Source organism: Sulfitobacter sp. HI0027 (genome assembly GCF_001634775.1).
Taxonomy (GTDB): domain Bacteria; phylum Pseudomonadota; class Alphaproteobacteria; order Rhodobacterales; family Rhodobacteraceae; genus Sulfitobacter.
The window spans coordinates 12,948-30,393 of the sequence record NZ_LWER01000133.1; the positions used below are offsets into that span (position 1 = coordinate 12,948).

General features: G+C 63.4%; 22 protein-coding genes. 10 read left to right on the forward strand and 12 right to left on the reverse strand.

The genetic code is table 11. The features are described 5' to 3' along the window. Positions 1–92 precede the first annotated feature (92 nt). Entirely contained in the window at positions 93–476 is a 384-nt protein-coding gene (locus tag A3722_RS07565; RefSeq protein ID WP_067626611.1) for a nuclear transport factor 2 family protein, read from the forward strand. Here the strand turns inward: A3722_RS07565 and A3722_RS07570 are convergent. Further along, positions 473–1,486, reverse strand: coding sequence for a Hint domain-containing protein (locus tag A3722_RS07570; RefSeq protein WP_067626609.1), 1,014 nt, complete (start codon positions 1,484–1,486; stop codon positions 473–475). The genes A3722_RS07565 and A3722_RS07570 overlap by 4 nt on opposite strands. A 137-nt stretch (positions 1,487–1,623) precedes the next feature. On the opposite strand from A3722_RS07570, the gene A3722_RS07575 reads away from it, so the two are divergent. The 5 genes from A3722_RS07575 to A3722_RS07595 all read left to right on the forward strand — a co-directional run bounded on the left by A3722_RS07575 (position 1,624) and on the right by A3722_RS07595 (position 5,731). Beyond that, complete coding sequence (locus A3722_RS07575) at positions 1,624–2,403, forward strand: SDR family oxidoreductase (RefSeq protein WP_067626607.1); 780 nt, start codon at positions 1,624–1,626, stop codon at positions 2,401–2,403. 142 nt (positions 2,404–2,545) lie between these two features. After that, positions 2,546–3,904: a sodium:proline symporter gene (locus A3722_RS07580; RefSeq protein ID WP_067626605.1), complete on the forward strand. Its 1,359-nt coding sequence runs from the start codon at positions 2,546–2,548 to the stop codon at positions 3,902–3,904. A 42-nt stretch (positions 3,905–3,946) separates the two neighbouring features. Continuing rightward, a complete protein-coding gene (locus A3722_RS07585) occupies positions 3,947–5,035 on the forward strand; it encodes an ABC transporter ATP-binding protein (protein ID WP_067626603.1) in 1,089 nt (362 codons plus the stop codon). Next, positions 5,032–5,382, forward strand: coding sequence for a Lin0512 family protein (locus A3722_RS07590; protein WP_067626602.1), 351 nt, complete (start codon positions 5,032–5,034; stop codon positions 5,380–5,382). Before A3722_RS07585 ends, A3722_RS07590 begins: the two co-directional genes overlap by 4 nt. Then, on the forward strand, positions 5,375–5,731 hold the full coding sequence (locus tag A3722_RS07595; RefSeq protein ID WP_067626600.1) for a Lin0512 family protein: 357 nt from the start codon (positions 5,375–5,377) through the stop codon (positions 5,729–5,731). The genes A3722_RS07590 and A3722_RS07595 overlap by 8 nt, the downstream gene beginning before the upstream one ends. A gap of 64 nt (positions 5,732–5,795) precedes the next feature. On the opposite strand, the gene A3722_RS07600 is transcribed toward A3722_RS07595, so the two are convergent. After that, complete coding sequence (locus A3722_RS07600) at positions 5,796–6,458, reverse strand: helix-turn-helix transcriptional regulator (RefSeq protein ID WP_067626598.1); 663 nt, start codon at positions 6,456–6,458, stop codon at positions 5,796–5,798. Between the two features lie 183 nt (positions 6,459–6,641). On the opposite strand from A3722_RS07600, the gene A3722_RS07605 reads away from it, so the two are divergent. From A3722_RS07605 to A3722_RS07620, 4 genes are read left to right on the forward strand one after another with little or no spacing between them, the layout of a single operon-like run. Further along, a complete protein-coding gene (locus A3722_RS07605) occupies positions 6,642–6,911 on the forward strand; it encodes a twin-arginine translocase TatA/TatE family subunit (protein WP_067626596.1) in 270 nt (89 codons plus the stop codon). A 4-nt stretch (positions 6,912–6,915) separates the two neighbouring features. After that, complete coding sequence (gene tatB, locus A3722_RS07610; protein ID WP_067916044.1) at positions 6,916–7,584, forward strand: Sec-independent protein translocase protein TatB; 669 nt, start codon at positions 6,916–6,918, stop codon at positions 7,582–7,584. A gap of 5 nt (positions 7,585–7,589) precedes the next feature. Next, entirely contained in the window at positions 7,590–8,447 is an 858-nt protein-coding gene (tatC, locus tag A3722_RS07615) for a twin-arginine translocase subunit TatC (protein WP_067626153.1), read from the forward strand. Next, positions 8,444–9,292, forward strand: a complete 849-nt coding sequence (locus A3722_RS07620) for an ATP-binding protein (RefSeq protein WP_150120067.1) — start codon at positions 8,444–8,446, stop codon at positions 9,290–9,292. The genes tatC and A3722_RS07620 overlap by 4 nt, the downstream gene beginning before the upstream one ends. A 60-nt stretch (positions 9,293–9,352) precedes the next feature. On the opposite strand, the gene A3722_RS07625 is transcribed toward A3722_RS07620, so the two are convergent. The 10 genes from A3722_RS07625 to A3722_RS07670 form a co-directional block, all read right to left on the reverse strand. Then, positions 9,353–10,609, reverse strand: a complete 1,257-nt coding sequence (locus A3722_RS07625) for a M23 family metallopeptidase (protein ID WP_067626154.1) — start codon at positions 10,607–10,609, stop codon at positions 9,353–9,355. 60 nt (positions 10,610–10,669) lie between these two features. Then, a complete protein-coding gene (locus A3722_RS07630) occupies positions 10,670–11,326 on the reverse strand; it encodes a protein-L-isoaspartate(D-aspartate) O-methyltransferase (protein ID WP_067626156.1) in 657 nt (218 codons plus the stop codon). Further along, positions 11,323–12,108 (reverse strand): 5'/3'-nucleotidase SurE, encoded by a 786-nt coding sequence (gene surE / locus A3722_RS07635; protein ID WP_067626158.1) that lies wholly within the window; start codon positions 12,106–12,108, stop codon positions 11,323–11,325. The genes A3722_RS07630 and surE overlap by 4 nt, the downstream gene beginning before the upstream one ends. Before the next feature lie 72 nt (positions 12,109–12,180). After that, positions 12,181–12,834 (reverse strand): SDR family NAD(P)-dependent oxidoreductase, encoded by a 654-nt coding sequence (locus tag A3722_RS07640; RefSeq protein WP_067626159.1) that lies wholly within the window; start codon positions 12,832–12,834, stop codon positions 12,181–12,183. 65 nt (positions 12,835–12,899) lie between these two features. Next, positions 12,900–13,160: a pilus assembly protein PilZ gene (locus tag A3722_RS07645; protein ID WP_067626161.1), complete on the reverse strand. Its 261-nt coding sequence runs from the start codon at positions 13,158–13,160 to the stop codon at positions 12,900–12,902. Positions 13,161–13,349: 189 nt separating this feature from the next. Then, positions 13,350–14,198, reverse strand: coding sequence for a ferredoxin--NADP reductase (locus A3722_RS07650; RefSeq protein WP_067626163.1), 849 nt, complete (start codon positions 14,196–14,198; stop codon positions 13,350–13,352). A gap of 68 nt (positions 14,199–14,266) precedes the next feature. Continuing rightward, positions 14,267–14,695 carry a DUF934 domain-containing protein gene (locus tag A3722_RS07655; RefSeq protein WP_067626165.1) on the reverse strand — a complete coding sequence of 143 codons (429 nt, stop codon included), beginning with the start codon at positions 14,693–14,695 and terminating at the stop codon, positions 14,267–14,269. Next, a complete protein-coding gene (locus A3722_RS07660) occupies positions 14,692–15,483 on the reverse strand; it encodes a phosphoadenylyl-sulfate reductase (protein WP_067626167.1) in 792 nt (263 codons plus the stop codon). Before A3722_RS07660 ends, A3722_RS07655 begins: the two co-directional genes overlap by 4 nt. Next, positions 15,473–17,149, reverse strand: a complete 1,677-nt coding sequence (locus A3722_RS07665; RefSeq protein WP_067626169.1) for a nitrite/sulfite reductase — start codon at positions 17,147–17,149, stop codon at positions 15,473–15,475. Before A3722_RS07665 ends, A3722_RS07660 begins: the two co-directional genes overlap by 11 nt. After that, positions 17,149–17,445 (reverse strand): DUF2849 domain-containing protein, encoded by a 297-nt coding sequence (locus A3722_RS07670; RefSeq protein WP_067626171.1) that lies wholly within the window; start codon positions 17,443–17,445, stop codon positions 17,149–17,151. The genes A3722_RS07665 and A3722_RS07670 overlap by 1 nt, the downstream gene beginning before the upstream one ends. Between the last annotated feature and the right edge of the window lies 1 nt (position 17,446).

The window sequence follows — 17,446 nt, forward strand, 5'->3', positions numbered from 1 at the left end:
GGCTGCGCCGCGACCGGGCGCAATCTGGCCATTGCTGCGAATCGGCTCTGGGCCTAGCGTGAGAACATAAGTGGTACATGGAGGGATTTGCGATGGAACTGAAAGAGATTGCTCAAGAGTTGGTAAACGGCGCCCGGGCCGGTGCCGCCAAGGTGCGCGAGAACCTAGATAAATTATATGCCGAAGATGCCGTTTCGGTAGAGGCCGCGGATATGGGCGGGCAGGGGCGTGAGACCCATGGGATCAAGGCGATCCACGGCAAACACGACTGGTGGGAAAACGCGATGGAAGAGCACGCGAGTGAAGTCTCTGGCCCATTTTATTTCGGCGATGAGCAGTTCAGCGCAGTCTTCAAGGTCGACGCCACCGACAAGCAAAGCGGCGACCGCTTTCAGATGGAAGAGATCGGCGTTTACCACGTGAAAGACGGCAAGATCGTCCGGGAAGAGTTTCACTATGCCGTTGAGGCCCCCTAACGGGTTGAGGCTTTGCGCAGCAGCGCCGCCGCATCGGGGCGGTTGAGCAGCGCCTCGGCCAGATCGAGCCCGGCGTGGGGCAGGTCGGAATGGCCGGGGATCACCTCGCCCAAGGCCGCGGCCATTTCCGGCGGTAGGACAGAGCGGGTTCGGCTGTCGACCAGCATGGATTCGGCGGCAATCCCCTCGGCATAGATGATCTGATGGCTGTCAAACAGCAGTTGGAAGTAGTCGACAAAGCCGCCGTCCTGCACCGTCACGCTGTCACCATTGACCAGATGCCGCGCTTTCACGAGCAGTTCCGACCGGCCCGCGCCCATCTCGTCACTGCGTTGATAGATGAAAAGCCGGTGGTCGGGGCTGACGATCAGGTCATGTTCGTTGTTCAGCGTGTCTGCCTGAATGCGGATCGGGGCGAATTCGCCCACCGCGCGCAGGGTGCTTTGACCGATCCAGCGTAGGGTTTGAACGCCGTCGTCGCGGGTTAGGATACGGTCACCGACGCGAAGGTCTTCGATGGGGCGCAACTCTCCGGTGCTGAGCGAGATATGGGTGCCGCGTGTGAAGGACACGCAGGCGAGTTGGCCGAATTTCTGACGTGCGGTCTGGGTGTCGATGCCCACAATACGGTAGCCCGTTTGCGGTGTCAGCGGGCCTAGCGGCAAAAGGTACACCTCAGCCGCGTGGCCCTTGCCATCAACCTCGACCAGCAGCAGCGCCTCTTGGGTTTGCCCGTCGGGCGACATCAGCGTCAGCAGGCTATCAAGGTGCAGGTCCGCGCCGGGAGTGCCCACGCCGGTATCCTCGGCAAGACGCAATTGATCGCCCGGCTGGGTCAGTAACGACAGGCGCTGTGGCTCTGCCGCAAGGTCCAGTTCATAAACATCATCCAACACCAATTCGGCGGCAAAACCCAGCGTATCGCCCATATTCGCCCCGTCGCTCGCGCAAAATTGCCCGGCGCGGTAGACGGCGATGTTCTGTGCAGGGGCGGTGCGGGTGCGGGACATGACGGGCCTTTGCTTTGGGGCTTTCGCCAGCGGGATAAGGTAGAATTGTGGCCCGGATGGGTCAAGGCCCGGGTGATTTGCTGGCATTGGCCGCAGGGCGTGGTAGGCATATGCAAATGCACAGGAGGAATCGCAAAATGGATTTGGGAATCAAGGGGAAGAAGGCGCTGGTCTGTGCCTCGTCCAAAGGGCTTGGCCTTGGCTGCGCCGAAGCGCTGGCGGCGGCAGGGGTCAACCTTGTGATGAACGCACGCGGCGCCGAGGCGCTTGAGGCGTCGGCAGAACGTATCCGTCAGGACTATGGCGTCGAGGTCGTCACCGTGGCGGCGGATGTGGCCACCGAGGAGGGGCAGGCGCTGGTCATCAAGGCCGCTGAGGGCTGTGACATTCTCGTCAACAACGCAGGCGGCCCCCCTCCGGGCATGTGGCATGACTGGGACCGCGAAGATTTCATCAAGGCGCTCGACGCGAATATGTTGGCCCCCATCGCGTTGATCAAAGCGCTGGTGCCCGGCATGATGGAGCGCGGCTGGGGCCGGGTCGTGAACATCACCAGCCAGTCGGTGCGCGCGCCGATTGCTGTCTTGGGGCTGAGTAACTCGGCACGGACCGGGCTTACGGGCTATGTCGCGGGCACCGCGCGTCAGGTCGCGGGCAAGGGGGTCACGATCAACAACCTGCTGCCGGGCATCCATGCCACCGACCGCGCGGATTCGCTGGATGCGGGTGTGGTCAAGGCCAAGGGTATCACGCTGGACGAGGCCCGCGCCGAGCGGCAGGCGCGCATTCCCGCAGGCCGCTACGGCACCCGTGATGAATTCGGCGCGACCTGTGCGTTCCTTTGTTCGCAGCACGCGGGCTTCATCGTGGGTCAGAACCTGCTGCTGGATGGCGGCGGCACCAATCTCACCATGTAAGCAGAGCTTGGCCGGGGCGCGCGTCCCGGCCATTGCACTTCGCATCGGATCACATTCCTGACAGCAGCGGTTTCAGCGCTGGCGGGGATTGAGGGCGGCGGCTAACCCTTGAGGGTCAGCTTTTCGCAAAAGGTCCGTCCGCATGCAAACCACCGTTCTTGTCCTTCTTTTCGCGGCCATAATCCTTGCCAGCCTGCTGGTGGCCCCGCGCCGCGCAACGGTCGAAGGCTTCTTTGGCGGGGCCAACGCGGCGGGCCGTGCACCGGGGCTTTGGGTGCTGGTGCTAAGCCAAGTCACCACATGGATTTTCGCCCGCAGCCTGATGAACGCCGCGATCTTAGGCTATTTCTACGGCATCGCAGGCACACTGGCCTATGCGGCCTATTATGGCTCATTCCTTACGGGCGGCTATATCGTCGGCCACCTGCGCCGCGGCGGGGCGCGCTCGGTGCAGGACTGGCTGGGCGGGCAGTTCGGGAGCGCGGGCACGACGGCCTATAACCTCGTGATCGGGCTGCGGCTGCTGTCCGAGGTCTTTGCCAATCTGCTGGTCGTCGCGCTGATTTTCGAGGCTGTCTGGCCCGGGTCTGGCACGCTGGCGGTGCTGATCGTTGCAGCTTTGGGCTTTGGCTATTCGGCATGGGGCGGGCTTTCCGCCGCGCTGCGCACGGATGTGGTGCAGATGCTGGTCTTTCTTGTTGTTTTCGGCCTTGCGCTTGGCGCGCTGCTGCTAAGCCCGGGGTTCGAGCTTGGCGCGGTGCTGAGTGCGCCGGGCGTCTCGGGGCCCTACAACGGTTGGGTGCTTTTGGCGGTCGCCCTGTTGCAGGTCTTCTCCTACCCCGCCCATGATCCGGTGATGATGGACCGTGGCTTTCTGGCCGATGAGGCAACCACGCGGGCCTCTTTCCTGCACGCCTTTTGGATTTCGACACTCTGCATCATCGGCTTTGGCTTTTTCGGCATCCAAGCCAGCCTGACCGGTGCGGCCTATGAAGGCGAATTGATCGGCACATGGGGGCAGATGTTTCCGGGCTGGATCTTCGTGGCGCTGATGCTGTCCCTGCTGGTCTCGGCACTGTCGACGCTCGATTCCGCATTGGCCTCGGCCGCGCGGCTGATGGTCGAAGAATGGCGCATAGCGCCGCGCAGCCTGAGGGGCGGGCGGCTGGTGATGGCGGGGTTCATGGCGCTTGGTGCGCTGTTGACGCTCTGGGGCAATGCCACGCTTTTCGATGCCGTGGCGGTCAGCGGGACCGCGTCAATGTTCCTTACCCCGGTGCTGCTGGTGGGGCTGGTGGCGGGGCGCCGCATCGCGGTCTGGAGTTATCTCGCCGCCTTTGCCGCCGCGATGCTGGGGGCTGCGGCCTATTTCGCGCGGGGCTGGGCGCCGGTGGCGGCCCTCCTGCCCGAGGGGCATAAATACGAGCAATTGTTGGTGATTTGCGTGATCGTGCTGCTGGCCGGGTTCGCAGCGGTGCTTGCGGGGGCGCGGCGGGGCTGATAGCTGGGTTTCCGAGTGATTTGATCGGATACCGCAGTTTCCATGAGTGACCCCACCCCCCGACTGGAAATCCGCAATCTGCGCCGCGCCTATGGCGGGCGGCAGGTTGTCGATGACGTGTCTTTGCAGATCATGCCGGGGCAGGTGACCTGTCTGCTCGGCCCCTCGGGCTGCGGAAAATCCACCACGCTGCGCATGATCGCCGGCGTTGAGATGCAAGACAGCGGCACGATCCACGTCGATGGCAAGCTGATCTGCGACACCATGTTTCGCGTCCCCCCAGAGCGGCGCGAGATTGGGCTGATGTTTCAGGATTTCGCCCTGTTCCCGCATCTGAGCGTGGCCGACAACGTGGGCTTTGGCCTCAAGAAGGGCACCAAGGCCGAGAAGCGCAAGCGGATTGAGGAATTGCTCGAACGGGTGGACCTTCTGCGCTATATCGACGGCTATCCGCACCAGCTTTCGGGCGGGGAGCAGCAGCGCGTGGCGCTGGCCCGTGCGTTGGCACCGCAGCCGCGCATCATGCTGATGGATGAGCCGTTTTCCGGCCTCGACAACCGTTTGCGCGACGGCATCCGCGATGAGACCCTGAGCATCCTGAAAGAAGAGGACACTGCCGTTCTGCTGGTCACCCATGAGCCGGATGAGGCGATGCGCATGGCCGATGAGATCGCGCTGATGCGCGACGGCAAGATCGTCCAGCAGGGCGCGCCCTATAACGTCTATACGCGGCCCGTCGATCGCGCCTCTGTCGCATTTTTCAGCGATGCCAATGTGCTTGAGGCCACGGTGACCGGGGCGCTGGCCGATACCGTCTTTGGCCAATTCCTTGCCCCGGGGGTGCCCGATGGCACGCCGGTAAATATTGTCTTTCGCCCGCAACACCTGCGCATCGACTTTGACCGTGCAGGCAAAGGCCCACGCCCCACGGCGACCGATGGCACCCCGGCCCGCGCCGTGGTGGAACGCGCGCGCTTTATGGGGAACGAAAGCCTTGTTGAATTTGTGTTGGAAGAGGACGGATCGCGGCTCAAGGCCACGGTGCCGAATGTCTTTTTGCCGCAACCCGGCGCCGTCATGTGGCTGACCGTGCGCCGCGACCGCTGCTTTGTCTTTCCGGTGACGGCATGAAGCCCCTGATGGTAGAATTCGGCATGGGGTCGTCCCTGCGCCGCGCCGACTATACGCAGGCCGCGACACGCGCGGTGCAGGATGCGCTGTGGCATAACTCGATCAATTTGGCAGAGCTTTTCGGTTTCGATAGGTCCGCCATGCGGATCACCCTCGACGTGGGCGTGCAACGGCCCGATCTGGTCGACGCCGAAGCGCTGCGCGCGGTCTTTCCCTATGGCGAGGTGACGGTGAACCTGCATCACGGCGGGTTGGATGTGCCGCGCCCCGAAGGAAAGGGGAACCCAACCGTCATGGCGAATGTGGCCCTTTCCGTCGGTTTCGACATGGAGCCTGCCGATGACTGAGCAGCGGATCATCATCGAAATGGGCATGGGCAACGATCTGCACGGGATGGAATATACCAAAGCCGCCGCCCGCGCGATCGAGGATGCCCTGCGCCATTCCTCTCTGCTGCTTTTCGGCGCGCTTGACGTGACCCCGGACCAAATGCGCGTGCAGGTTACCGTGGCGGTGCAAGAGCCAGAAAAGGTGGATGTCGACGCGCTGGTGGCCAATCTGCCGCGTGGCCGGGCCGAGGTACGTGCCGTGAAGGGTGGGCTGAACGTGTCGACAGGGCAGGATACCATCGTGATCGCGCAGGCGAGTGTCGAGGCGTTATTGCCGCCGCAGACCGGTTGGCAACTGAAGACCTGAGCCGGGGGCCAGACCGTCCGGGCGGTCTGGGTCAGCCCGGCGCACCTGCGCCCTTGATTCCGGGCTAGGGGTGGTAGTCAGCCAGCGTTTTGCCCGGCTCGTCGACGAACAGCTCCGGCAAGGCCTCGGCGCTTTCGATCTGATCGAGCGCGTAGGCAGCAAATCCCTTTTCATCTTCGCACCAGGCGGTCAGCATCCAAAACCGCCCCCAATTCTCTACCTTCAGTGGCCGTAGTATTCGGGTCTTTTTCCCCGCGACCCCGATCCGCAGCTTCTGACGCGCCAGCACGGCGGCGCGCAGCACCGGCAGATGGGCAAAAACCCGTGTGGCATTGCCCTGTGCCGCCAGCGCCTGCGACCAAGCGGCCCCCTCTACGATGGTCTCGGTCGGCAAAACTGCGTCGAACTTGGCGGCCAATGTTTCTGCCGCGCCCTGCAAGGCGGGGTCTCCAACCTCTGCCGCGACGGCAAGGCCGAGGTTCAGCGCCTCCAACTCAGACGGGGTTAAGGTCAGCGGGGGCAGGGTGATCGCCGGGGTGATCCGGTAGCCTTCGCCCCGCGTCCCGGCGATGGACAGGCCCGCCGCGCTAAGCTTGCCCATATCGCGGTAGATCGTGCGAGGGGAGACGCCAAACAGCCGGGCCAAATCCTCGGCCCGGTGCAGCCGCCCATCCCGCAGCCTGTCGATCAACCGCACGAGCCGATCTTCGGTTTTCGCTGACACCATGACGCCTCCTGACGCTCCTGACAAAAACATGTCCTAAAGGAAATTGCACGCCCGAAAATCGGCAGTCCTTCGCCCGCAGCACCGCCCTTCCGCCGCTTTGCCCCTTCATGGTCCTGCCGCCGCCCGCTATCACAGGCAGGACGGCGCTGCATGACTTGCGCCAAACATGATGGGAGAACAGACATGTTGAACAATATCGGACTGCCGGGCCTGCTGCTGATCGCGGTTGTCGTGCTGGTGCTTTTCGGCCGCGGCAAGATTTCCTCGCTTATGGGTGAAGTTGGCAAAGGCATCACCAGCTTCAAAAAGGGCATCAGCGAAGGCGAAGAAGAGACCAAGCGCAGCGACGACATCAAACATGTCGACGAAGTGCACCATGCCGACCTGCCCGAGCATACCGATCAAGGCACGCATCCCAAGACCGACCTGAAGGCCGACAAGGACCGGGTGTAACCCGATGTTCGATCTGGGTTGGACAGAACTTTTAGTCATCGGCGTGGTGGCCCTGATCGTGGTCGGCCCCAAGGATCTGCCCGTGCTGTTTCGGCGCGTCGGGCAATTCGTGGGCAAGGCCAAGGGCATGGCGCGTGAATTCAGTCAGGCCATGAATGACGCCGCCGACGAAAGCGGTATGCGCGAGATGTCGTCGTCGCTGAACAAGTCGCTGAAAACCGCGACCAACCCGCTGGGCAGCGCCATGGATGAGGTGAAGGACGCGACCCGCTCACTGACCAACTTTGACCCCGAGAGCGAGACCGGCAAATTGGCGGCGCAAAAGGCCGAGGATGTGAAGAAGATCCAAGCCAGCACCGCCCGCGCCGCAGCCGAGCGCAAGCAACGCGAAGCGGCAGAAGCCATGTCTCAGGCCGAGGCGGCAGAGGCGAAGTTGTCTGACGCGACCCGGGCCCGGGACGAAGCTGCGAAAGCTGTACCGGCACGGCCCGTGATTGAGAAAGACGCGGCACCAGCCAAGGCGGCGCCTGCTAAAGCGGCCTCAACCAAAGCGGCGCCGGTCAAAGCAGCGGCCAAAGCAGCGCCGAAAAAGCCTGCTGTTAAGAAACCCGCTGCGAAAAAGCCTGCCGCCAAAAAGCCAGCGGCAGCCAAACCCGCTGCGAAAAAAGAGTAAGTTAAATGAGCGCTTCCGACGACTATGAGATCGACGATAGCTCGGCCCCGTTGATCGAACATCTGGCCGAACTGCGCACGCGGCTCATCCATTCGGTCATCGCCTTCATCATCGGTATGGTGATCTGCTTTACCGTCTGGAATCCGATCTTCAACTTCCTGACCGAACCGCTGTGCTCGGCCATGGCGGAACGGGGCCAAGAGGATTGCGGGCTGATCCTGATCAAATTGCAAGAAGGTTTCTTCGTTGCGATCTCGATCTCGCTCTTGGGTGGTCTGGTGCTGGGCTTTCCCTTCATCAGCTACCAGCTGTGGCGTTTCGTGGCACCGGGTCTCTACAAGAACGAAAAGGGCGCTTTTCTGCCCTTCTTGATCTCCTCGCCGGTAATGTTCTTCCTTGGTGCGGCCTTTGCCTTTTACGTCGTCACGCCGCTGGCCTTCGATTTCTTCCTTGGGTTCCAGCAGGCGGGCACGCTCGTCGGTGAGGGGCCAGAGGGTGAGAACGGCATCGCGGCCATCGCATTCCAAGGCTCGGCGCAGGAATACCTCTCGCTTACGATCAAGTTCATCGTGGCCTTTGGCCTGTGCTTCCAGCTTCCCGTGCTGCTGACCCTGATGGGCAAGGCCGGGCTGGTGAGTTCCGAAGGTCTGGGCAACGTGCGCAAATACGCGGTGGTGGCGATCCTCGTGTTGGCCGCGCTGGTTACACCGCCGGACGTGATCACGCAGGTGATCCTTTTTGTTGTGGTCTATGGCCTTTATGAAATCTCGATCTTCCTTGTGCGCCGGGTGGAGAAAAAGCGCGACGAGAAGCTGCGCGAAGAGGGCTACTTTGACGACGAAGACGAGGAAGACCTGCTGTGATCGACGACCCGATGGACCGTATTGCGGCGGCGCTGGAGCGCATGTCTCCGGCGCCGCTGTCAGCCCCCGACTTTGACGCGGCGACGGCATTCGTCTGGCACACCGACCCCGACCGTCTGGTGCCGGTGCCGCAGGTCGCGCGGATTGACCTGCCACTGTTGATTGGCGTTGACCGGGCGCGGGATACGCTTTTGGCCAACACCCGCCAATTCGCGGCGGGTCTGCCTGCGAACAACGCGCTGCTCTGGGGTGCGCGTGGCATGGGGAAATCCAGTCTTGTCAAAGCGATACACGCGAATATTCAAGTATCACATGAAGCGTTGCGCATCGTAGAACTGCAGCGCGAAGACCTGCCCTCGGTCGGGCGGCTACTGACCCTGCTGCGCGGGGCGTCGCAGCGGTTTATCCTGTTTTGCGATGACCTGAGCTTTGGCCATGACGACGCGCATTACAAGTCGCTGAAGGCGGTGCTGGATGGCGGCATCGAAGGGCGGCCCGAGAATGTGGTGCTCTACGCCACCTCGAACCGCCGTCATCTGATGCCGCGCGACATGATCGAAAATGAGCGGGGCAGTGCGATCAACCCCTCGGAGGCGGTCGAGGAAAAGGTCTCTCTCTCCGATCGTTTCGGGCTTTGGCTTGGGTTCCATCCCTGCGATCAGGACCAGTATCTGGCGATGATCCGCGGCTATTGCGATGCCTTCGGCGTAGAGATCGACGACGACACCCTGCGCGCAGAGGCTGTCGAATGGCAGGCCACACGCGGGGCGCGGTCGGGCCGTGTGGCTTGGCAATATTTCGTGGATTTGGCGGGCCGGAAAGGCGTTCCCGTTTCGGGCGGTTGAGCGCGCCTGCTGGTGCTTCAGCAAAAAGGCCCGCAAGTTCTGCGGGCCTTTTTTGTTTGATTACTGGATGTAGGGCGTCGGATCGACGCTCTCGAAGCCCTTGCGGACCTCGAAATGCACATGCGATTCCGATCCGCCGCGCAGTTTGGCGATCTGCTGGCCCCGGCTGACGGTATCGCCCTTGGCGACATTCACGCCGTCCACATTGGCATAGACCGTGAGCAGGTTGTCCGGGTGGCGCACCACGACAATCGGGATGCCCTCGGCGCTTTTGGTGATCGCGGCCACGGTGCCTCCTTCGGCGGCCTTCACCGGCCCGCCGGGGTTGCCCTTGATGTTGATGCCCTCGTTCTTGCCCTTGGAATAGGCGCGGATGATGGAGCCTTGAACCGGCGGCGTCATCTTCGTCGTTTTTGCTGGGGCGGTGGGCTTGCCGACATCGGCCACAGGCTCTTTCGGCTCGACTTTGGGAGGCAATGGTTTGGCCGTCTCATCCTGCGGCAGCGGTTTGGCCGCCGAGGGGGGCGTCGGCGTGGGGCTGCCCGCGCCGGGCGCGCTGGTGACAGGTTGCACGGGGCGCGAGGCGGCGGCACTGGATGCGGTGTTGGTCGCCTGACGTGGGGGCGCTTGTTTCTCTACCGGGATCAGCAGGAATTGCCCCTCGCGGATCGCGAAATCGGGGCCGAGGCCGTTCCACTCCGCCAGCGCTTTGACCGGCACGTTATAGAGGCGCGCAACGGTATAGGCGGTCTCGCCACGCTCGACCCGGTGGCGCACCGGCTCTTTCGCCGATTGCGGCGCGCTAGGCTGAGGCGCTGTGGGCTGCGGCGCGGTGGTGCCGGTGCTTGCAGGGGGCAGGCTTTGCGTTTGCACGCTCGGCGTCGCCGGGGCGCGGTCAATGGCGCTGCCCGCAAGGGTGGTGATATCAACGGCGCCATTGGTGCCGGGGGCAGGCTCGGCGACCCGCCGGGGCAGGGCGATGATCTCTCCTTGGCGAAGCGGGACGCCCGGATCAATGCCGTTGTAGCGTGCGAGTTCGCCGCTGTCGGCCCCCACACGCGCGGCGACGTCTTTCAGCGTATCGCCACGGCGGGCGACGGCGACTTGATAATTGGGGTAAGCGATCACGCCCCGGGCGTCGGGCTTGGGGCGGTCCGCCAAGGGGCCGCGTGCCGCTTCGGCGGTGGAAAAGCCATCGCCAAAGGTGCTGCGCATGTCGTAATCCAGTGGCTGATTTTCGCAACCTGCCAGCAGTATCGCACTGGTCCCGGCCATTAGGGTCAGCCGCATGGGGCGGCGCAAGCGTGTTTGGCGCATCTGCAAGTCCTCATCTTCGCCCCAGACGGTAAGGGGCGTTGTCCGTGTCTCTCTAACCTATTAGCCGTCCTTGCCCAAGCCTTCCAGCAGGGGGACAAAGCGCACGGCGCGCAATTCGTCGTATTCCAGCCCATCAGCGGTCTTTCGCACGCGGATGAGGTGTTGGACGGTGTCGGATTGGCCGACGGGCAGCACCATGATGCCGCCTTCTTTGAGCTGGGCCAGCAGGGGGCCGGGCGGGTCTTCGGCGGCGGCGGTCACGATGATCCTGTCAAAGGGTGCCTGTTCGGCTAGGCCAAAGCTGCCATCGGCGGTGATCGCGGTGATGTTGTTAAGATCCATCGCCTCGAACACGCCGCGCGCCTCTTGCACCAAGCGCCGGTGCCGGTCGATCGTATAGACCCGCCGCGCGAGCTTGCTGAGGATCGCGGCCTGATAGCCCGAGCCGGTGCCGATTTCGAGCACCTTATCGCGCGACGATACCTGCAAGGCTTGACTCATCAACCCCACCACAGAAGGCTGGCTGATGGTCTGACCGCAGGCGATGGGCAGGGGCATATCCTCATAGGCGCGGCTGGAAAAGAGGCCGCGAATGAAAGGGCCGCGGTCGATCGCTTCCATCGCTGTCAGCACGCGCGCATCGGTCACGCCCTTGGAGCGCAGCGCATAGAGGAACTGCATTTTGCGTTCCGCCTCAGAGATCGGCTCTTCGTTCATCCGTTGATGCCTGACAATGTTTCAAGCGCTGCGTGGTCGGTCAGGTCGCAGCGCATTGGCGTGACCGAGACATAGCCATCAAGGTTCACGCAGGCGTCACTGCCGGGCGCTGTTTGCACGCGCTGGTCGCCGCCTTTGATCCACAAAAAGCGGCGGCCCGAGGGCGACAGATGCGCTTCGGTGGAAAACCCGGTGCCGGGGCGGCGGCCCTGAGGGGCGAGCCGGATGCCGCGCACATCGGCGCCTGCGACGGGTGGGAAGTTCACGTTGTAGAACAAGCCGTAGGCCGCTTCTTCGCTGGGGCTATGGTCCAGAATCCGGCGACAGGTCTCGACGCCGTGCTGGGCTGCGGCCTCATACGGATCAGCCAGATCGCGGTTGGCGGGGCCGTAGTATTGCGACAGGGCGATGGCGGGCAGACCCTGCAAGGCCGCCTCGATCGCGCCGCCGAGCGTGCCGGAGTAAAGCGCGTTCTCAGCCGCGTTGTTGCCCCGGTTCACGCCCGAAAGCACCAGATCGGGTGGCGCGGCGGTCATCGTGTCGTGGATCGCGGCAAGAACGCAGTCAGCGGGGGAGCCTTCGGTGGCAAAGACACGGTCGTCCAATTGCGAGATCATCATCGGCTTGGTGTAGCTGATGCAATGGCCGACGCCGGATTGCTCAAACGCGGGTGCGACGGTCCAGACCTCGCCCTTGGGCCCGGTCAATTCCTCGGCAATGGCCCGCAGCACGGCCAGACCGGGCGCGTTGATGCCGTCATCGTTTGTAATCAAAATACGCATGAAAGGCCCCTTTTTGCCTTGATAGGCGAGGGGCGGACCGGCGGCAAGCGCAGCGCGCCGGTGCCGCGCGGTTCACAAGGCGGAGTTTTCCGACAGTTGCGCCAATACCGCAGCGGCCTGCGTGGCGGTGTCACTGAGCGCTGCGCGGTCTTCACCGGGAAAGAAACGCGCGCGGGTGGCAGTGGGCATCGGGTCGGGGGTGAGGATATGCACGCGCGGGCCGATCTGCGCGGTCTCGACCTGCCAAGAGGTCGCCAGCGCGATCTGCGCGGCCTTGGTCGACCCGTAGCTGCCGAAGAATTTCGTGCCAGCACGCGGATCATCAAAGAAGACCGCCGTGCCATCGGCCCCCAATAGCGGGGAGACAAAGGTGATCAGCCGCGCCGTGGCGGTGACATTGCCCGCGATGGATTTCTCCATATCCTTGGCGTCAATGTGATCGGTGGGCGTTAGTGGGGCTGCGTGCACGGCGCAGTGCAGCCAGAGGTCAAGCCCGCCCCAGCGGTCATGGATGCCCCGGCAAAGCACCGCCATCGCATCGGCGTTGGTGATGTCCATCGGGGCCAGTGTGGCGCTGCCACCCTCGGCTTGGATACGGTCATCCAGCTCTTCCAACGCGCCGGTCGTGCGACCGACGGCGATGATGTGGTGGGTGGGGGCCAAAGCCTCTGCCAGAGCGGCCCCAAGGCCGCGCGACGCGCCGGTGATCAATGCTGTCTTGCTCATGCCCGCGATGTGCACTGCCCCGGGCGGCAGGTCAAGAGGCGAGGTGTCGCGCCTCCTTGAGCCGCTCAGCCCTGCGGCAGGCGCAGCACTTTGTTGCCTCGGCGGCTGGAGAGCACCAAAGTGCCCTGCCCAATGGCCGCAACGACGCCGCCAGCGACTTGGTCGCCCACTTCAACGCGGGAGATTTTGCCGCCGCCTTCGCGGATCAGCGCGCCGGGCGTAGCGTCGCTGCCGAAAATACCAATCAGCGCTGTGCTGGACAGATCGGCCTTTTCAGTTGCCAGATCGGAGACTTTCTTTGGGGTCGGGGTCCCAGTGCTCGTCATGATGTGCCTTTCGCCTGTGATTGCGTTTTGCGCGGCAGTCCCCCGCGCTCGCAAGGCGTCAGCTAACCCCTGCCGCAATGCAGCGGAAGGGGGCGTTTTGGGGATGCGCAGGGTTCTGCCAGAGGGTCGGCAAAGCAGCGCCGACGACTCACTTGTAACGCTGCGACCTTTCGTAAGGCTTAACCTGAGTTAGCCCACGAAGGCCTTTTCGACGACGAAATGCTGGGGGTCGGAATTGGCGCCCTCGGTGAGGCCAAAACCTTCGAGGATCTCCATGATATCCTTGTTGAAGCCCAAGCTGCCGCAGACCATGGCGCGGTCGTGGGCGGCGTTGATCTGAGGCACGCCGAGATCTTTGAACACCGTGCCATCCTGCAAAAGGTTCGTGATCCGGCCCATCTTGGGGCTCTCTTCGCGGGTGGTGGTCGGGTAATAGCGGATCTTGGCGAGGTTTTCGGGGCCGATCAGCTCTTGCATCAGTTCGTCGGCCTTCAGCCCTTCGATCAACTGGCGGCCATATTCCAGTTCCGCCACATCGCGGCAGGTGTGGGTGACGATGACCTCATCGAATTTCTCATAGGTCTCAGGCTCGCGCAGCAGGCTGGCAAAGGGGGCAAAGCCCGTACCTGTGGCGAACATCCACAACCGGTCGCCCGGCAGCAGCGCGTCATGCACCAGCGTGCCTACGGGTTTGGGCCGCAGGATGATCTGATCGCCGGGCTGGATGTGCTGCAGTTTCGAGGTCAGCGGGCCGTCCTGCACTTTGATCGAATAGAACTCCAGCTCATCGTCCCACGCGGGGGAGGCGATGGAATAGGCGCGCAGCAGGGGTTTTTGTTTGCCCGTCTCGGGGTGCGGATCGCCCATCAGGCCGATCATGACAAACTCGCCCGAGCGGAAGCGCAAGGACGCGGGCCGCGATACCCGGAACGAGAAAAGCTGATCCGTCCAGTGGGTGACAGAGGTCACGGTCTGGGCGTCGGGCAACGTCGGGACGGGCTTGGCGGCGGTTTGGTTCACTGTGCTCTGCTCGGTCATCATGGTTTCCGCAAATCGGTTTGCGGCCTCTACTTATGGCAAGGAAGGGGGGAGGGCAATGAAGCGGCCTATTTGGCCGCCGCTGCCTGTGGGGAGGCTCCGCGAAGGCGGGACTGATAGTCATGGGCCTGCCAATCGGCGCGGGCCAGCCATTGGTCCTCAGGTTGACGCGCGGCCAGATCATCGTCGATCTCAACCTCATCAAAACCCGCGCGGCGGGCCATGGCGTATTGATCGGCCAGCACATGCCCGCGGGCGCGCAGACGGCCCGTGTAGCCGCGGAGGCGCAAAACGCGCGCGATGGTAAAACCGCGCCCATCCGCGAAAGAGGGGAAGTCGACGCGGATCATCTCAAGCGCCGGGGTCAGCGTGAGGGCATGTGCATCGGCGTCAGAGGCCAGATCGACGGCGCGGCAATCGTTCGCGGCGCCATCTTCGCAATAGCCTTGGGTCCAGTCGTCGGCGGTGAAACCTGTGTCGGTGACGAGTACGCTCATGATTTGTCTCCTGTTCGGACCACTTTGCCGTTCACAAAGTGGATGCCGCATTCTTCTTTGTTCTGATCGCGCCAGCGCCCGGCACGCGGGTCTTCGCCGGGTGCCACGGGCGAGGTGCAGGGTGCGCAGCCGATCGAGGGATAGCCCTTGGCCACCAGCGGATGCCGGGGCAGGCGGTTCTCGGTGATGTAATCGGCCACATCCGAGGTTGCCCAATAGGCCAGCGGGTTCACCTTGATGCGCGGGGCAGCGCCATCGTCGGGGATCTCGACCTCAAAGAACTCCAAGGCCGCGCGGCTGCCGGATTGAAAGCGTTTGCGCCCGGTGATCCAGCCGTCATAGCCCGCCAGCGCGTTTTGCAAGGGCCGCGTTTTGCGCAATGCGCAGCAGGCGTCGGTGTCATACTGGTGCAGCGTGCCATCGGGATCCTGTGCTGCGATCTCTTCGCTGCGCAGGGTGGTGACCTTGCGCAGGCCCAGCCGCTCGCTCAGTTCTTGCTGGTAGACGAGCGTTTCGGCAAAGAGCATCTCGGTGTCGATAAAGAGCACCGGGATATCCCGCGACACCATTGAGGCAAGGTGCAAGAGCGCCACCGATTCCGCGCCAAAGCTTGAGACGAGGGTGAGGTTCTCGATCTCGGCATAGGCGCGGCGGATGACATCCGTCGCCCCGTGGTGGCGCAGGTCCGCGTTGAGCCGTACGACTTTTTCCTCGACCGCGCGCAGCCCCTCGGGGGGCGGCGCATCGGTATTTGAGAAAGGATGAAGTTCAGGGGTGTCAAGCGGCATTGGCCCGGTCCTTATTGCCCGTCTCGGGGTAGAGCACCGCTTTGAAAGGCGCGAGGCCGAGGCGGCGGTAGGCTTGCAAGAAGGTCTCTGCAGGATCGTTGCGCAGGTCGAGGTAGCCCAGAACAAGGCGTTCGATGGCCGGAATGATCTCCTCGGCCGAGAAGCCGGGGCCGGTGCGGGTGCCAAGGCTCGCATCCTCGGTGCCATCGCCGCCGAGGGTGATCTGGTAGTTCTCCACGCCCGCGCGGTCGAGGCCGAGGACCCCGATGTGACCCACATGGTGATGGCCGCAAGCGTTAATGCAGCCTGAGATCTTGATCTTGAGCGGGCCCACGTCATGCTCCAGCTTCAGCTCGTCGAAACGGGTGGCGATTTCTTGGGCAATGGGGATTGAGCGGGCGGTGGCCAGCGCGCAATAGTCCATGCCGGGGCAAGCGATGATGTCCGAGATCAGGCCGATGTTGGCGGTGGCCAGCTTGGCCTCTTTCAGGGCGGCATGCAGTTCGGGCAGGTCGCTGCGGTGCACATGGGGCAGGATCACGTTCTGCTCGTGGCTGATGCGCAGCTCGTCATCGCCAAATCGGCGGGCGAGGTCTGCCATCACGCGCATCTGGTCGGCTGTGGCATCACCCGGTGTGGCGCCGTGGGCCTTGAGGCTGATCGACACGATGGCATAGCCCGGCGCGCGGTGCTCGGCGAGGTTGGTATCGGCCCATGCGCGGAAGACCGGATCGTTGGTATAAGCAGACTCGTAGGCCGCGAGGGAGGCGGTTTTGAACTGGGGTGCTGCGAAATCGGATTCAATGCGCGACAGCACTTGTTGATCCACGCCGGTGAATTGGCTGCGGATCAGCGCATATTGCGCGTCAACGCGGGCGCGGATGTCTTCGATGCCGTTTTCATGCACGGTGATCTTGATCCGCGCTTTGTATTTGTTATCGCGGCGGCCCAGCACGTTATAGACGCTGACGATGGCTTCGAGCGTGGGCAGCAGATCGTCGGCGCTGACAAATTCATAGAGCACCTTGCCGATCATCGGGGTGCGGCCGAGGCCGCCGCCGACGATGACTTCGAAACCTTGCTCGCCGTCGCGTTCGACGATGCGCAGCCCGATGTCATGGGCTTTGATCACCGCACGGTCGGCGGCGGCACCGGTGACGGCGACCTTGAACTTGCGCGGCAGGAATTGGAATTCCGGGTGGTCGGTGGACCATTGGCGGATCAACTCGGCCACGGGGCGTGGGTCGGCGACCTCATCAGCGGCGGCCCCGGCGAAATGGTCGGCGGTCACGTTGCGGATCGTGTTGCCGGAGGTCTGGATCGCGTGCAGGTTTACCTCGGCCAGCGCGTCGAGCATGTCGGGCACGTCGCGCAGCTCGGGCCAGTTGTACTGGATGTTCTGGCGCGTGGTGAAGTGGCCGTAGCCCTTGTCCCATTTCTCGGCGATGAAGGCGAGCTTGTCCATTTGCGCGCTGCTCAGCGTGCCATAGGGGATCGCCACCCGCAGCATATAGGCGTGCAGCTGCAGGTAGAGCCCGTTCATCAGGCGCAGGGGTTTGAACTCATCCTCGGTCAGCGAGCCGTCGATGCGGCGCTCGACTTGGGCGCGGAACTGGGCATTGCGCTCGGCGAGGAATTTGTCGTCGAATTCGGTATAGCTGTACATCACAGGGTCTCCTGTTTGCCGTGGGCGTAGTTCGACGGGCCTTTGGCGCGGAACTCTTCGCGGAAGTGTGTGGGCTTGGGGCCGCTGGCCTCGGGGGCTACATCGGCGAGGTAGACGCCGACAACCAGTTCCTGCTGGCTCAGCGCGTCGATCAGGCGCAGATCGGCGTCGGCCTCATCGGTCAGCACTTCGGCCTCGGAAAGGCTGCGGGTCCAGCCGGTGGCGGTTTGGTAGACAACGTCGCCTTCGAGCAGCGCATTGGCGGTGATGACCTTGGGGGTGAAAGGCTTGGGCATA

Excerpts from the sequence above, each read along its gene's own strand:
- A3722_RS07665 (WP_067626169.1), bottom strand. The coding sequence starts at position 17,149 with ATGTACAGCTATACCGAATTCGACGACAAATTCCTCGCCGAGCGCAAT.
- A3722_RS07625 (WP_067626154.1), bottom strand. The coding sequence starts at position 10,609 with ATGCGCCAAACACGCTTGCGCCGCCCCATGCGGCTGACCCTAATGGCC.
- A3722_RS07600 (WP_067626598.1), bottom strand. The coding sequence starts at position 6,458 with ATGGTGTCAGCGAAAACCGAAGATCGGCTCGTGCGGTTGATCGACAGG.
- A3722_RS07650 (WP_067626163.1), bottom strand. The coding sequence starts at position 14,198 with ATGACCGAGCAGAGCACAGTGAACCAAACCGCCGCCAAGCCCGTCCCG.
- surE (WP_067626158.1), bottom strand. The coding sequence starts at position 12,108 with ATGCGTATTTTGATTACAAACGATGACGGCATCAACGCGCCCGGTCTG.
- A3722_RS07595 (WP_067626600.1), top strand. The coding sequence starts at position 5,375 with ATGACTGAGCAGCGGATCATCATCGAAATGGGCATGGGCAACGATCTG.
- A3722_RS07670 (WP_067626171.1), bottom strand. The coding sequence starts at position 17,445 with ATGCCCAAGCCTTTCACCCCCAAGGTCATCACCGCCAATGCGCTGCTC.
- A3722_RS07590 (WP_067626602.1), top strand. The coding sequence starts at position 5,032 with ATGAAGCCCCTGATGGTAGAATTCGGCATGGGGTCGTCCCTGCGCCGC.
- A3722_RS07655 (WP_067626165.1), bottom strand. The coding sequence starts at position 14,695 with ATGAGCGTACTCGTCACCGACACAGGTTTCACCGCCGACGACTGGACC.
- A3722_RS07570 (WP_067626609.1), bottom strand. The coding sequence starts at position 1,486 with ATGTCCCGCACCCGCACCGCCCCTGCACAGAACATCGCCGTCTACCGC.
- A3722_RS07645 (WP_067626161.1), bottom strand. The coding sequence starts at position 13,160 with ATGACGAGCACTGGGACCCCGACCCCAAAGAAAGTCTCCGATCTGGCA.
- A3722_RS07585 (WP_067626603.1), top strand. The coding sequence starts at position 3,947 with ATGAGTGACCCCACCCCCCGACTGGAAATCCGCAATCTGCGCCGCGCC.
- A3722_RS07660 (WP_067626167.1), bottom strand. The coding sequence starts at position 15,483 with ATGCCGCTTGACACCCCTGAACTTCATCCTTTCTCAAATACCGATGCG.
- A3722_RS07575 (WP_067626607.1), top strand. The coding sequence starts at position 1,624 with ATGGATTTGGGAATCAAGGGGAAGAAGGCGCTGGTCTGTGCCTCGTCC.
- A3722_RS07565 (WP_067626611.1), top strand. The coding sequence starts at position 93 with ATGGAACTGAAAGAGATTGCTCAAGAGTTGGTAAACGGCGCCCGGGCC.
- A3722_RS07630 (WP_067626156.1), bottom strand. The coding sequence starts at position 11,326 with ATGAACGAAGAGCCGATCTCTGAGGCGGAACGCAAAATGCAGTTCCTC.
- A3722_RS07580 (WP_067626605.1), top strand. The coding sequence starts at position 2,546 with ATGCAAACCACCGTTCTTGTCCTTCTTTTCGCGGCCATAATCCTTGCC.
- tatC (WP_067626153.1), top strand. The coding sequence starts at position 7,590 with ATGAGCGCTTCCGACGACTATGAGATCGACGATAGCTCGGCCCCGTTG.
- A3722_RS07640 (WP_067626159.1), bottom strand. The coding sequence starts at position 12,834 with ATGAGCAAGACAGCATTGATCACCGGCGCGTCGCGCGGCCTTGGGGCC.
- tatB (WP_067916044.1), top strand. The coding sequence starts at position 6,916 with ATGTTCGATCTGGGTTGGACAGAACTTTTAGTCATCGGCGTGGTGGCC.
- A3722_RS07605 (WP_067626596.1), top strand. The coding sequence starts at position 6,642 with ATGTTGAACAATATCGGACTGCCGGGCCTGCTGCTGATCGCGGTTGTC.